The following is a 12,855-nucleotide window of genomic DNA, read 5'->3' as shown; positions in this document are numbered from 1 at the left end:
GTGTAAGCTGTTTACGAGGTGTACAATAGTTGTACAAATTATTGCGAGGAGACAAGGCGATGCGCGAACGTGGCCGAACTCGACGCCTGCTGGGCCTCGGCGCCCGCACCGGCGGCGCGCTGATCCGCACCCGGCTGGGTGGGCAGGCCGACTGGCGGGCCCTCGGCGAGGCGCTCTTCGAGGGGCTTTCCGAGCTCAAGGGGCCGGCCATGAAGCTGGCCCAGATCATGTCCCAGTGGGACGACCTGCTGCCGCCGGATCTCGCCGAGGAGCTCGCCCGCCTGCAGCGCCAGGCCGAACCGATGCCCTGGGCCGACATCCGGCGCACCCTGGTCGAGCAGTATGGCGAGCTCGACGCGACGTTTCGCGAAATCGAGGAACGCCCCTTCGCCAGCGCCTCCATGGGGCAGGTACATCGCGCCGTGACCCATGACGGCGAGACCCTGGTGCTCAAGGTGCAGTATCCCGGTCTGGCCGAGGTGCTGGAGAGCGACCTCGCCCAGGTGCGGCGGCTGATGCGCCTGGGGCGCTGGTTCAAGGTGCCCCAGGCGCGCCTCGATGCGCTCTTCGAGGAGCTGGCGGTGAGCCTGCGCGGCGAGCTCGACTACCACGCCGAGGCCGAGGCGCTGGCTCGCTACCGCGCGCGCTACGCCCACCTCGACCAGCTGGTGATCCCCGAGCCGTTGCCCGCGTTCTCCGGCCCGCGGGTGCTGGCCATGCGTTACGTGGCCGGCACGCCGCTGCGCGAGCTGGAGCAGGCCGACCATGAGCGGCGCCAGCAGGTGGCGACGACGCTTGCCGACTGGCTGACCGAGGAGCTCTTCACCCATGGCGAGCTCCACGCCGACCCCCACGCCGGCAACTTCGCCGCGGACGAGGCGGGACGCCTGGTGATCTATGACCTGGGTGCGGTGATCCCGGTGCCCGAGGCGCGTCTCACGGCGATGATGCACCTGCTCGAGGCGACCCTCGAGGGCGATGCCATGGCCATGGACGCCGCGCTGCTCGAGCTCGGCGGCCGCCAGGGGCAGGGGGCGCCGCTGTCGCTCTACCGCGAGTCGGCCGAGGCGGTATCGCCGCTTTTCCAGCCCGGGGAGCAGGACTTCGGCGATGTTCGCGTGCACCGGCGGCTGCGCGAGCTCTCGCCGAAGGTGTGGGCGGCCATGGATCGCCTGCAGCCGCCGGCGGATACCCTGCTGCTCTCGCGTACCCTCAATGGTCACTACTGGAACCTGGTGCGCCTCGGGGCGCGCCTCGACATGCACGCCCGCACCCGCCCGCTGCTGCCAAGCACGCCGGCATGAGCCACCTGCCCAGCCCGGCGGCGGACTGGTAGACTGTGCCATTTTGTGGATTGCGGAGAGTGTGATGCTGGCAGTATGGGTGGAACAGCTGCTGGGCTTTGCCACGGGCGCCCTGGGAGCCATTCGCCAGGATGAGCGCTATCCCACGCTGATGGCCTGGGCCCGCGAGGAAGGGCCGGCGCTGGTCGGCGGCGATGCGGCCCTGGCCCAGGCGCTGGCCCCGGAGCTGTGGTCACAGACGCCGCTGGCGCGGCTCGACTTCGCCGCCGAGCCGCTGGCCCGGCCGGGACGCAACGAGCCCTGCTGGTGCGACTCCGGGCGCAAGACCAAGCGCTGTTGCGGGGCGGTCAGCCTGCCCGGGCACGTGCCGACCCACCTGATGTGGATGCTCTCGCTGCGCGACTGGAAGGGCGATACCTTGAAGGCGGCGCTGGCCAGCGGCCGGGCGCCGGCCCAGGCGCTGCTGGAGGCCGGGCTGATCGCCGCCGAGTCGGGCCAGCGCGGGCGTGCCCAGCAGATCCTCGAGGCGCTGTTCGAGCGCGCCGACTGGCTGACGCTGCCCGAGCAGGCCGAGCCTGCCTTCGAGATCCTCATCGACCTCTATCAGGAGCGCGGCTTCAACCGCAAGCGCGAGGCGCTGCTCGACGCGGTCCTCGATCGAGGCCCGCTGTTCCTGCGCGGCGTGGCCCTGGAACGCCTCTGCCTGATGCATCTGGACAACGACGACCTGGACAGCGCCCGGGCCGCCTTCGTGCGCGCCCAGCAGGCGCTGCCCGATTCGCCGACGCTGGCCTATATCGAGGCGATGCTGCTGCTCCACGAGGGGCACGAGCAGGAGGCCGCGGAGCGCTCGCGCTTCTGGTTCCGGCGCCTGGCCCGCCAGGGCGACCTGGAACCCGACCAGCTGCAGTTCCTCGCCGACCTGGCCGAGAACCCCGGCGCGACCCTGGCCGACCAGCTGCTCAGCGCCGAGGAGGACCTGGCCGAGCCGCTGGTGGCGCTCCAGGCCCTGCTCGCCGAGCTGCCCGTCGCCCCGCGCCTGGAGATCCGCCGCGACGACGAGGGCGGCCTCGAGTATCACTCCACGGCCCGCGAGGACACCCTGTTCGCCGCCTGGCAGAAGGTCTTCAAGTCGCGGGTCGAGAGCGACGCGCCCATGGGCTTCGACGAGGATCCCTGGTCCCAGGCCGGCGAGTGGCTCCCCGCGCTCTGTGCCCACCCCGAGTGGCTGGATTCGCCGGCCGTGCTGCAGGCCCTGGCGCTGGCGCTGGCCAGCCGCTTCGGCAGCCTGCCGTGGATGGCGCCGAGCCTGTTCGAACCGCTGGCGACCCGGCTCGAGCGCTGGCTCGAGCAGGTGCGCGCCGAGGGCGAGGGCGGCTTCCCGTGGGAGAGCGCCGATAACGCCGTGCTGCTGCGCTCGGGGCTCGCCCTGGTGGTCGGCATGGAACGCGGCGCCCGCGCCCGCTCCCGGGAGCTGGCCGAGCGCCTGCTGGCCCTGGACGCCCAGGACAGCCTGGGACTGCGCGAGCTGGTGCTCGACCAGCTATTGAGAGAGGGGCGCGACCGCGCGGCGCTGGAGCTCAGCGTCCGCGAACTCGAGGGCGAGGACGACGAGGCGCCGCCGCTGGGGCTGCTGATGGGGCGGGTGCTGGCGCTCTATCGCCTGGAGCGCCACGACGAGGCCGACGCGGCGCTCACCGAGGTGCATCGCCACAACGCCCATGTCGTGGCGATGCTGTGCGCCGAGAACCCGCGCCCGGTCGGCAGCGGCGGTGACGGCGTCGCCGCCCCCGGCTCCCGGGCCGAGGCCTGGCAGTATCGCACCCTGATGCGCGACCAGTGGCGCACCACCCCGGGCGCGCTGGACTGGCTGCAGGGCCGGCTGGGCGAGTGACCCGGTGCCGGCCGCGTCGAGGCGGCCTGGGGGCGAGCGAGCCGCCCTCAGGCCGCTCGCGGCGACGGCATCAGCGCGCGGTCGCGGCTGATCCAGATCGCCAGCAGCACGGCGGGCAGGCCGAGCACGGAAGAGACCAGGAAGAAGGTGGCGTAGCCCTCGGCGTTGACCAGCAGGCCGCCGAAGCCGCTCAAAAACTTGCCGGGCAGGGTCATCAGCGACGAGAAGAGCGCGTACTGGGTCGCTGTATAGGCCCGTGAGGTGAGGCTCGACAGGAAGGCGATGAAGACGGCGCTCGCCAGGCCGTTGGCCAGGTTGTCGCCGACGATGGCCATGACCAGCATGGGCACGTTCTGGCCCGCCAGCGACAGGGCCACGAACAGCAGGTTGGTCAGCGCCGCCGCCGCCGCGCCCAGCACCAGGATCGGCCCGATGCCGTAGCGGGCCACCAGCAGCCCGCCGAGAATCCCCCCGCCGATGCTCATGGCGATCCCGAAGACGTTGGTGACGTTGGCGATGGTCGCCAGCGAAAACCCCAGGTCGATGTAGAGCGGGTTGGCCATCGAGGCCATGGCCAGGTCGCTGATCCGGAACACCGCCACGAATGCCAGCAGCCAGATCGCGCGCCGGCGATGGCGGGTGAAGAAGTCGGTGAAGGGGCAGACGATGGCGCCGATCACCCAGGCGACCAGGCGGCGCAGCGGCTTGGGTCGGCCGCGGGAGGCGCGCAGGAAGGCGCGCACCCGCGGCTCGTGGATCAGCTGGGTGCCGAGCGAGGTGCGTGCCGGCTCCGGACGTAGCAGCACCGTGAGCGTCCCGACGCCGACCAGCGCCGCCATGCAGAGATAGGCGGCCTCCCAGGAGACCAGGGAGGCCATGTAGAGGGCGCCGGCGCCGGCGGCCAGCAGGCCCCCGCGATAGCCGATGATGTAGGTCGAGGCCATGGCGGCCTGGACATCGTCCGGGGCCGACTCGATGCGAAAGGCGTCGATGGCGATGTCCTGGGTCGCGCTGCCGAAGGCCACCAGCAGCGCGAGGGCGGCCACCAGCGGCAGGTGGTCGACCGGGTCGACGCCGGAGAGTCCCACCAGACCCGCGGCGATCATCGCCTGGGCCAGCAGCATCCAGCCGCGACGCTGACCGAAGGTGCGGGTCAGCAGTGGCAGGGCGAGCCGATCCACCACCGGAGCCCAGAAGAACTTGATCGAATAGAGCATGCCGATCCAGGCGAAGAAGCCGATGGCCGCCACCTCGACGCCGGTGCTGCGCAGCCACGCCGAGAGCGTGGAGAACACCAGCAGGAAGGGCAGGCCGGCCGAGAAGCCCAGGAACAGCATGGTGATGACCGGGGCGCGCAGATAGATCACCAGGGCGTCATGCCAGCTGCGGCGAGCGATGGGTGGCGGCATGTCGGGCAGGACTCCTTGCGCGGGGGCGTGCGTCGGGACTCGAGGGCGGTCACGCAGGTCCCCGCCATCGATGATAAAATTGTCACACAGTCGCCGGGCCAGTGGCCGTTCGACCCATGTCGCCCGCGGGCCGTTTCCCGGGTCGACATGCGGTGGGATTGTTGCAGAGCACCGGCAGTGATACCAGCAGGAAGCCGATCAGGAGCCATATGAGCGATTCAGAGATTCGTCACGACGAGGCCGATGATGCCATCCCCCGCTGGTACGTCATTCAGTGCAAGGGCGGGGAGTCGTTCCGCGCCGCCGAGCACCTGACCAACCAGGGCTACGAGATCTTCCATCCTGTGCTGCAGGTGCAGAAGAAGCGCCGCGGCAAGCTCGAGTGGGTCAGTGAACCGCTCTTTCCCTACTACCTGTTCATCCGGCTCGATCGCCTGGCCAGCAACTGGCGGCCGATCCGCTCCACCCGCGGGGTGCTTAAGATCGTCACCTTCGGCCTTTCTCAGCCGGTGCCGGTCAGCGATGCGCTGGTCCAGACCCTGCTCGAGCATGGCAGCGACGCCGACGACACGACGGCGAACGTCTACTTCCGCGCGGGCGAGGCGGTGGAGATCACCGAGGGCCCCTTCAAGGACCTGCAGGCGGTGTTTGCCAGCCATAAGGGCGAGGAGCGTGCCATCGTGCTGCTCAACCTGCTGCACCAGCAGCAGCGCCTCGAGATGCCCGTCGGCCAGCTGCGCCGCCGTGAGTAGGCGACGGCCGTGCCGCCCTTCCTCTCATCGCCCAAGGAGACCCCATGACCATCGACCCTCAACGCGTCGTGACCCTGCACTACGTGCTCAGCGATAGCGACGGCAACGTCCTCGACGACTCCCGGGCACGGGCGAAGCCGCTCGAGTACCTGCATGGCCACGGCAACATCATGGCCGGCCTGGAGCAGGCCCTGGCGGGCCGACCCGCCGGGGCCGAGCTCTCCGTCACCCTGATGCCGGCCGAGGCCTACGGCCTGCGCGACGAGGCGCTGGTGCGCGAGGTCGGGCGAGACGCCTTTCCCGCCCCCGACCTCGCCCCCGGCATGCGTTTCCAGACCCCCGGCGACGACGGCCCCGAGATCGTCACCATCCTCGAGGTACGCGACGACGGCGTGCTGATCGATACCAACCATCCCCTGGCCGGCCATACCCTGCGCTATCGCCTGGAGGTGCTCGAGGTGCGCGACGCGACCCGCGCGGAGCTGGCCAAGGGGCATCCGCTGCCGCCCGGCACCGAGCCCGGCGAGGTGGAAGACAAGAAGATGGTCTGAACGTCGGTGTCGGGCGACAACGCCCCCGGCAATTTGCAGCGACTGGGGAAGCGCGCCCGGGCGGGTCGCGTCGTGCTCGACGCACGATAGGCTAGGCACACCGTTCAGCCACTCAGGGAAGCCCATCGATGAGCGACCAACCTGCCCCTTGCCCCCGCCGGCGCACGCTGCTGGCCGCCCTCGGCCTGGTCGGCGTCGCCGCCTACGCCGCGCCGACCCTCACCACCCTGGGCCAGGCCGAAGCCGGCGGCTGGGATGACGGGCGCTGGCGCATCGTCTATGAGACGCACCCGGAGACCCGGGAGCGTCGCTACGTGGACGACTACCGGGAACATCGCCGCCACCGCCATCACAAGCATCACCGTCGTCACCGGCACTCGAAGCATAGTCATAGCCATAGCCACAGCTTCAGCTATCCCAGTCACAGCTACCCCAGCCGCTGGTGAACGGGCTCCATGAGCGCGCGGGACGCCTCGAGGCCCTGCAGCCGGCCGGGCTCGAGGTGGCGCTGCGACTCGAGGGGGCGCCCGAGCTCGGCGAGGCGTTGCGCGCGGCGATGCCCGGCTGGCCGCTCGAGCGCGTTCCTGCCTCGGCACTCGCGTCGCCAGCCGCGTCGTCCGAGACGCTGACGGCCTGGCGGTCGGGTGACGGCTATGGCCAGGCCGTGCCCGGCCGGTCGCGGCCCCGCCGGCTGCCCGGCATCGCCACCGCGGCCGGCAGCCTGATCGCCGACCTGATTCCCTGTCTGCTCGACGCCCGCCCCCACCGGATCGGCCTGCACTGCGCCGCCGTGGAGATCGAGGGACGGCTGGTACTCTTCCCCGCCACCCATCGGGCGGGGAAGAGCCTGCTCAGTGCCGCCTTCGCCGCCGCTGGCTATCGGGTCTTCGCCGACGATGTGCTGATGCTGAAGGTCGATGACCATGACGAGAGCCGGGGCCGGGCGATGGGCGAGGCGCTGGGCATCGCGCCGCGGCTGCGCCTGCCCCTGCCGGCGCCTCTCCCCGCCGAACTGGCGGCGTTTATCGCCGCCCATGATCGCGTCGCGGATGAGCGCTACGGCTACCTGACGCTGGATCGCGACCGCCTCGCCGGCCACGGCGAGCGCTGCCCCCTCGGCGCCATCGTGATGCTGGACCGGGTCCCCGGCACGCCCGCCCCGAGCCTGACGCGCCTCTCTCCCGGCGAGGGCCTGCTGCAGTTGCTGGGGCAGAGCCTTTCCGGCGCGTCGCACGCCCCGGGCGGACTGCTCGAGCGGCTGCTGCCGATCATGCAGGACCTGCCGTGCCGGTCGCTGCGCTATGACGACCCGATGGCGGCCGTCGAGCGGGTGGTGGAAGGCCTGGCCGAGGCGCGCCGGGACGAGGGGGCTCTTCCCCTGGCATCCCCGGCGCCGGCCTCTTGGGGCCGCGGGAGCGCGCCGGCTGACGGTGCCCCGCAGGCGATCTGGCGTCGCCTGCCGGTAGAGGCGGAGTATCCGCTGGGCGAGGAGCACTTCGTGGTCGATGACCAGGGCGGGGTGCATCGCTTGAGCACCGTGGCCGCCGGCATCTGGCGCCTGCTGGGTCTCGAGGCCCTGAGCCTTGCGGAGGTGGTCGCGCTGCTGGCAGAGCGCTTCCCCGCGGTCGAGCCCGCCCGGCTGCACGTCGACGCGGCGCGGCTCTTCGATGATCTGGCGGCGGCCGGGCTGATCGCGCTCGATATCGAGCGCTGAGCACGGCCTTCCGGCGCCGAGCCTGCCGTAGGCGTCTTGGAATCTGATCTGCGTCAAGTCTCATCGGCCTTCGGTACCGGGGCCGGTGGCAAACTTGATGCAGGTCAGTTTAGCTCCCGCGATGGCGCGCTAGAGTGCACTCAACACATCGAGACGGGAGGACACACCATGTATCTGGATGACGCCGTAATCTTCGGACTCGTTACCGTCGCGATGATGATCGCTTTCATGGGGGGCTGGATCGCGTTCATCGTTCGCGACCACCATCGCAAGAACAAGCACTGATCCAGCCGCTTCACTAGTCGTCAGGGGAGGGGGGAGCTTTCCCCCCAGTAGCCGACCCACTTGGGTCGGCTTTTTTTGGTGCGTGTCGCCGACTCAGCGCCCGGCGGTGGCGCGACTGGCGTCCTGCGTCGACCAGCGGTTGGCCAGGGCGCGCATCACCCGTTCCGGGTACCAGGTCTTGCCGAGGCTGCCGTTGTAGCGCGCCAGCGCCCGGGTCAGGTCGCCGCGCTCCACGGCCAGGTAGTGGGCCAGGATCGTGCAGCCGTAGCGCAGGTTGCGGTGCGGGTCCTTGAGGTCGTCGGCGGGCAGGCCCAGCTCACGGACCCAGAATGGCATGATCTGCATCAGCCCGACGGCGCCGGCCGAGGAGACGGCTTCGGCCTGGAAGGCGCTCTCGACCTGGATCACCGCCAGCACCAGCTCCGGGGCCAGGCCCGCCAGGCGCGCCTCGTGGTGGATGCGCCCCAGCAGCGCCCGGCGACGCTGCGCCTCCGGCACGTAGCGGGCCAGACGCGGCTCCATGGCGTTGAGCCACTGGCGCGCGGCCCAGATATCGGCGGGCGCCACCGGCGCGTCGCGCACGGCGTCGAGGGTGTCGCGCAGGCTGGCGGGTGCCGGGGGCAGGGCCCGGACGAAGGGAGCGGGGCGATCGGACGAGAGCGCCGATGGGCTGAGTTCGTTGGCCTGGTAGTCGGAAGGGAGGGCGGCCAGGAAGTCCCGGTCGCCCTGGCCCAGGGCCGTCATGGCGGGCAGGGTGCAGGCCACCGCCAGGGCGGCGGCCCACTGTTGCCTAGATCGCGACCTTCGCGCGCAGGAAGTCGATGATCTCCCCGGCCGGTACCATGGTGGCGTCACTGTCACGGCGTCCCTTGTATTCGAGTTCTTCCTTGTCCAGCCCCCGGTCGCCGACGACCAGGCGGTGGGGAATGCCCATCAGTTCATGGTCGGCGAAGCGCACGCCCGGGCGCAGGTCGCGATCATCCAGCAGCACCTCGAGGCCGGCGGCGGTGAGCGCCTGGTAGAGTCGCTCGGACTCCTCGCGCACACGCTGCGACTTGTGGGCGTTCATCGGCACCATGGCGACGTGGAAGGGCGCGATGGCATCGGGCCAGATGATCCCGGCCGCGTCGTGGTTCTGCTCGATGGCGGCGGCCACGACCCGGGTCACACCGATACCATAGCAGCCCATCCAGGGATGCACGGCACGACCTTCGTCCCCCAGCACGGTGGCGTTCATCGCCTCGGAGTACTTCTGGCCGAGCTGGAAGACGTGGCCGACCTCGATGCCGCGCTTGATGGCGAGCTCGCCCTGGCCGTCCGGCGAGGGGTCGCCCTCCACCACGTTGCGCAGGTCGGCCACCTTGGGCAGCGCCACGTCGCGCTCCCAGTTGATGCCGAAGTAGTGCTGGCCGTCGATGTTGGCGCCGGCGCCGAAGTCGCTCATCATCGCCACGCTGCGATCGATGATGATCGGCATCTCGAGATTGACCGGGCCCAGCGAGCCCGGGCCGGCCCCGACCACGGCGCGGATCTCCTCCTCGGTGGCCATGGTCAGCGGCGCGGCTACCTCGGCGAGGTTCTCGGCCTTCACCTCGTTGAGCTCATGGTCGCCGCGCACCAGCAGGGCGATCAGGCCGCCCTCCGCGCCCTTGACCATCAGCGTCTTGAGGGTCTTCTCGATGGGCAGGCCGTGCTGCTCGACCAGCGCCGCGATGGTCTTGGCATTGGGCGTGTCGACCAGGCGCAACTCCTCGGAGGGGGCCGCACGCTCGCCCTGAGGGGGCAGCGCCTCGGCCTTCTCCATGTTGGCGGCATAGTCGGAGCCGGTGGAGAAGACGATGTCGTCCTCGCCGGAGTCGGCCAGCACGTGGAACTCGTGGGAGCCGGTGCCGCCGATGGCGCCGTTGTCGGCGATCACCGGGCGGAAGTCGAGCCCCAGGCGCGTGAAGATGCGCACGTAGGCGTCGTACATCGCCTGGTAGGTCTCCTTGAGCGAGGCCTCGTCGACGTGGAAAGAGTAGGCGTCCTTCATGATGAACTCGCGGGAGCGCATCACCCCGAAGCGCGGCCGGATCTCGTCGCGGAACTTGGTCTGCACCTGGTAGAAGTTGGCCGGCAGCTGCTTGTAGCTGGCGATCTCCTTGCGCACCAGGTCGGTGATCACCTCCTCATGGGTCGGACCGACGCAGTAGTCGCGGTCGTGACGATCCTTGAGGCGCAGCAGCTCCGGGCCGTACTGCTCCCAGCGGCCGGACTCCTGCCACAGCTCGGCGGGCTGCACCGCGGGCATCAGCAGCTCCTGGGCGCCGGCACGATCCATCTCCTCGCGCACGATGCGCTCGACCTTGCGCAGGGTCTTGAGCCCCATCGGCAGCCAGGTGTAGAGGCCGGAGGTGAGGCGGCGGATCATCCCCGCGCGCAGCATCAGCTGGTGGCTGATGACCTCGGCGTCGGCAGGCGTTTCCTTGAGGGTGGCGATCAACAGTTGACTGGCGCGCATGGGTCCGGGGTTTCCTCGAGCGAGTGCTTGTGCAGAAGCGGGTACGGGGCCGCACGGAGCGGCGACAATGACCCCGCATTGTACGGCCAAGCCCGGTTGGCGGCAAAAGGCCGCTGGCAGGGCCCGTCACGAGACTCGGCCCTCCGGGGCTCAGCGTCCCGGTAGCCCCTCCGGCCGGTAGCGCTCCAGCAGCGCCCAGAGGATCGCTGCGGTCTCGGCGTCGGGCAGGCCGCGGTAGTCGGCGGGACGAAAGCGCATCTGGAAGGCCCGCAGCACCGCCCGGGTGCGCGGGTCGGCCTCGCCGGTGATCGCCAGGCCATAGCCCCAGGCCGCCAGGGCCTCCTGCAGGGTGGCAAGCGAGGGCGGGTCGGCAACGAAGCGGGCCCGCCAGCGCGCCACCGCGGAGGGCTCGGGCCAGGGGCCGATACCGGCCTCATGCAGGCGCCGCCAGGGGAAGGCCGGGCCGGGGTCGATCTTGCGCGTGGGGGCGATGTCGGAATGGGCCACCACGTTCGTGGCTTCGATGCCGTGGCGGTCGATGATGTCCCGGGCCAGCGCGATCAGGGTATCGACCTGGGCATCCGGGTAGGGCGCCCAGGCGATGGTACTCGCCCGGTCGGTCACCAGCAGGCGCTCGATCGCGGCCGCGGTGCGATCCGGCCCGGCGTTGACGATCTCGATGCCGATCGAGGTGGTGTTGAGGTCCGCCTGGCCCTTCCAGCGGCTGGCCCCGGCATGCCAGGCGCGCCGCGACTCCTCCACCAGCTGGTAGACCCGCGGGGCAGCGCCGCGGGGCAGCACGTAGTGGCTGCTGACGCGGGGGCCCGTCAGGGTGGCCAGCGCCTCGGCCTCGTCACCGTCGGTGTAGTGCAGGACCAGGTGGCGGACCCGGCTGTTGTGGGAGGGCGCGACCTGGCTGTGGTCGACGAGATAGCCCGCCCGCTGCTCCCGCGTCTCGGGACCGGCGCAGGCGCCCAGCATCAGTGTCAGGAGCAGCAGCATCACGCGGTAGCACATGGCTCAGCCCCCCAGCGGCAGCAGGCGCACCAGCATGCCCAGCACCAGGGTCGTCGAGACGCTGAGCAGGGTGCCGAGCAGCACGTATTCGGTGAGCTTGCGGTCGCGGGTCTCGCGCAGGTCACCGAAGCGCAGCACCGACTTGGCGGCCAGCAGGAAGCCCACGGCGGTGAGCTGGTCCAGCAGCACCAGGGTCAGCACCAGCAGCCGCTCCAGCACGCCGATGCGCGCGCCGGCGCTGGCCAGGGTGCCGGTGTCCTCGAGCTCCGCGCTCCAGCGCCGCATGATCAGCGCGATGGCGATCGACATCGGGCGCGTCACCAGCAGGTAGGCGGTGGCCACCCCCAGTACCGCCGGCGAGGCCAGCCAGGCGGCCAGCGCCTCCAGCGGGGCGAGGCTGGCCAGCCAGACCAGCCAGAGGCCCATGAGCACCAGCAGGTGACCGGCCTGGTCGAGCAGGAACCAGCGCAGCTCGCCGTCCGGTTGCCGGGACTTGGCGAGGTCGATCAGCCAGTGGCTCGCGCCCACCGCGAGCGCGCCGAGCATCACGGCGGCCGGTCCCCGGGGCGCGGCGCCGGCGGCCACCAGCAGCACGCCGCCGGCGAGCAGCCCGTGCAGCAGGGCATGCAGCAGCAGGCGCGGGGAGCGTTGGTGCAGGCGGTAGCGCTCCTCCACCCAGCGCCTGGGCTGCAGCAGGAAGTCGCCCACCAGATGGGCCAGTACCAGGGCCATGAGCAGCGAGAGGGCCTCGGCACTCATGGCGTCGCCTCCGGTCCGGCGAGTCGCCGGCGCAGGTAGGCGAGACTGTCTGAGAGCAGTGCCCAGCGCGCGGCCCGCAGGCGCTTGTGCACGCTGGGCTGGGAGATGCCCAGTCGGTCGGCGAGGGCTTGCTGGGAGAGCGGCTGAGCGGTGTTTCCGCGAAGGCTCAGCCCGACGACCTCGGCCGCATAGGGGGACCAGCCATCGAGCAGGTCGTCGAGGAAGCGCACCAGCAGGCCGAGCCCCGGATCCTCGGGTTCGTCGAGCAGGGTCAGCGCCAGGTGACCGGCGCTGCCCGCGAGTGCATCCAGGCCGCGCCCCGAGGCGATGAAGGTCTCGCCGTCCGCCTCGCTCACCCCCGGCTCCGCCGGCCCGACCGCCACGGCGATGCGCGCATCCCAGCGCTGGTCGGGTTCCGACTGCTCGATCAGCGCCGCCCGCAGGGTCACGGCGGCCTCCATGGCCGTCTCCGCCCGGGGCAGGGCGAGCTGGAAGCCGTCGCCGCGGAAGCGCTCGCCGTGGCCGCCGTGACGGGAGGCGAGCGCCGCCAGGGTCTCATCCAGTCGTCGGTAGAGTCGCGGCCGATCCGTGACCTTGCGGGACTCGATCACGTCGCCGGTGAGCACGGCGATTCGTCTTGGCATGTCGTACGCTCCCAGGGCTCTACCGC

The 12,855-nt window shown here is 71.0% G+C and carries 13 protein-coding genes; 7 read left to right on the top strand and 6 right to left on the bottom strand.

The genetic code is table 11. The features are described 5' to 3' along the window. Nucleotides 1-59 precede the first annotated feature (59 nt). Entirely contained in the window at nucleotides 60-1,304 is a 1,245-nt protein-coding gene (locus ACGTNG_RS12370; RefSeq protein ID WP_394577351.1) for an ABC1 kinase family protein, read from the top strand. 64 nt (nucleotides 1,305-1,368) lie between these two features. Beyond that, complete coding sequence (locus ACGTNG_RS12365) at nucleotides 1,369-3,198, top strand: SEC-C metal-binding domain-containing protein (RefSeq protein ID WP_394577350.1); 1,830 nt, start codon at nucleotides 1,369-1,371, stop codon at nucleotides 3,196-3,198. 47 nt (nucleotides 3,199-3,245) lie between these two features. Here ACGTNG_RS12365 and ACGTNG_RS12360 read toward each other — a convergent pair whose 3' ends face one another. Further along, complete coding sequence (locus tag ACGTNG_RS12360; RefSeq protein WP_394577349.1) at nucleotides 3,246-4,607, bottom strand: AmpG family muropeptide MFS transporter; 1,362 nt, start codon at nucleotides 4,605-4,607, stop codon at nucleotides 3,246-3,248. 209 nt (nucleotides 4,608-4,816) lie between these two features. Here ACGTNG_RS12360 and rfaH point away from each other — a divergent pair, with 209 nt between their 5' ends. From rfaH to ccoM, 5 genes are all read left to right on the top strand, one after another. Further along, nucleotides 4,817-5,359 (top strand): transcription/translation regulatory transformer protein RfaH, encoded by a 543-nt coding sequence (gene rfaH / locus ACGTNG_RS12355; RefSeq protein ID WP_394577348.1) that lies wholly within the window; start codon nucleotides 4,817-4,819, stop codon nucleotides 5,357-5,359. Between the two features lie 44 nt (nucleotides 5,360-5,403). Beyond that, a complete protein-coding gene (locus ACGTNG_RS12350; protein WP_394577347.1) occupies nucleotides 5,404-5,910 on the top strand; it encodes an FKBP-type peptidyl-prolyl cis-trans isomerase in 507 nt (168 codons plus the stop codon). Nucleotides 5,911-6,038: 128 nt separating this feature from the next. Beyond that, nucleotides 6,039-6,356: a hypothetical protein gene (locus ACGTNG_RS12345; protein ID WP_394577346.1), complete on the top strand. Its 318-nt coding sequence runs from the start codon at nucleotides 6,039-6,041 to the stop codon at nucleotides 6,354-6,356. Further along, nucleotides 6,353-7,624 (top strand): PqqD family protein, encoded by a 1,272-nt coding sequence (locus tag ACGTNG_RS12340; protein ID WP_394577345.1) that lies wholly within the window; start codon nucleotides 6,353-6,355, stop codon nucleotides 7,622-7,624. Before ACGTNG_RS12345 ends, ACGTNG_RS12340 begins: the two co-directional genes overlap by 4 nt. Nucleotides 7,625-7,792: 168 nt before the next feature. Beyond that, the gene (gene ccoM, locus ACGTNG_RS12335; RefSeq protein WP_281245157.1) at nucleotides 7,793-7,909 is read left to right on the top strand and encodes a cytochrome c oxidase subunit CcoM; all 117 of its coding nucleotides are present in this window, start codon (nucleotides 7,793-7,795) and stop codon (nucleotides 7,907-7,909) included. A gap of 93 nt (nucleotides 7,910-8,002) precedes the next feature. Here the strand turns inward: ccoM and ACGTNG_RS12330 are convergent, their stop codons facing one another. The 5 genes from ACGTNG_RS12330 to ACGTNG_RS12310 all read right to left on the bottom strand — a co-directional run bounded on the left by ACGTNG_RS12330 (nucleotide 8,003) and on the right by ACGTNG_RS12310 (nucleotide 12,829). Continuing rightward, on the bottom strand, nucleotides 8,003-8,674 hold the full coding sequence (locus tag ACGTNG_RS12330; RefSeq protein WP_394577344.1) for a lytic transglycosylase domain-containing protein: 672 nt from the start codon (nucleotides 8,672-8,674) through the stop codon (nucleotides 8,003-8,005). Between the two features lie 25 nt (nucleotides 8,675-8,699). Beyond that, nucleotides 8,700-10,409, bottom strand: a complete 1,710-nt coding sequence (locus ACGTNG_RS12325; RefSeq protein WP_394577343.1) for a proline--tRNA ligase — start codon at nucleotides 10,407-10,409, stop codon at nucleotides 8,700-8,702. Nucleotides 10,410-10,559: 150 nt separating this feature from the next. Next, nucleotides 10,560-11,426, bottom strand: coding sequence for an N-acetylmuramoyl-L-alanine amidase (locus ACGTNG_RS12320; protein ID WP_394577342.1), 867 nt, complete (start codon nucleotides 11,424-11,426; stop codon nucleotides 10,560-10,562). A 3-nt stretch (nucleotides 11,427-11,429) separates the two neighbouring features. Continuing rightward, a complete protein-coding gene (locus ACGTNG_RS12315; protein WP_394577341.1) occupies nucleotides 11,430-12,185 on the bottom strand; it encodes a DUF3307 domain-containing protein in 756 nt (251 codons plus the stop codon). Further along, on the bottom strand, nucleotides 12,182-12,829 hold the full coding sequence (locus tag ACGTNG_RS12310; protein WP_394577340.1) for a hypothetical protein: 648 nt from the start codon (nucleotides 12,827-12,829) through the stop codon (nucleotides 12,182-12,184). Before ACGTNG_RS12310 ends, ACGTNG_RS12315 begins: the two co-directional genes overlap by 4 nt. Nucleotides 12,830-12,855: the final 26 nt, after the last annotated feature.

The sequence above is a fragment of the Halomonas sp. B23F22_3 genome (assembly GCF_043496965.1).
Classification (GTDB): domain Bacteria; phylum Pseudomonadota; class Gammaproteobacteria; order Pseudomonadales; family Halomonadaceae; genus Halomonas.
The sequence above is the reverse complement of the archived record's forward strand: the minus strand, read 5'-3'. Positions and strand labels throughout refer to the sequence as shown.

Coding starts and splice junctions, on each gene's coding strand:
- ACGTNG_RS12370 (WP_394577351.1), top strand. CDS start 60: ATGCGCGAACGTGGCCGAACTCGACGCCTGCTGGGCCTCGGCGCCCGC.
- ACGTNG_RS12365 (WP_394577350.1), top strand. CDS start 1,369: ATGCTGGCAGTATGGGTGGAACAGCTGCTGGGCTTTGCCACGGGCGCC.
- ACGTNG_RS12360 (WP_394577349.1), bottom strand. CDS start 4,607: ATGCCGCCACCCATCGCTCGCCGCAGCTGGCATGACGCCCTGGTGATC.
- rfaH (WP_394577348.1), top strand. CDS start 4,817: ATGAGCGATTCAGAGATTCGTCACGACGAGGCCGATGATGCCATCCCC.
- ACGTNG_RS12350 (WP_394577347.1), top strand. CDS start 5,404: ATGACCATCGACCCTCAACGCGTCGTGACCCTGCACTACGTGCTCAGC.
- ACGTNG_RS12345 (WP_394577346.1), top strand. CDS start 6,039: ATGAGCGACCAACCTGCCCCTTGCCCCCGCCGGCGCACGCTGCTGGCC.
- ccoM (WP_281245157.1), top strand. CDS start 7,793: ATGTATCTGGATGACGCCGTAATCTTCGGACTCGTTACCGTCGCGATG.
- ACGTNG_RS12325 (WP_394577343.1), bottom strand. CDS start 10,409: ATGCGCGCCAGTCAACTGTTGATCGCCACCCTCAAGGAAACGCCTGCC.
- ACGTNG_RS12320 (WP_394577342.1), bottom strand. CDS start 11,426: ATGTGCTACCGCGTGATGCTGCTGCTCCTGACACTGATGCTGGGCGCC.
- ACGTNG_RS12315 (WP_394577341.1), bottom strand. CDS start 12,185: ATGAGTGCCGAGGCCCTCTCGCTGCTCATGGCCCTGGTACTGGCCCAT.
- ACGTNG_RS12310 (WP_394577340.1), bottom strand. CDS start 12,829: ATGCCAAGACGAATCGCCGTGCTCACCGGCGACGTGATCGAGTCCCGC.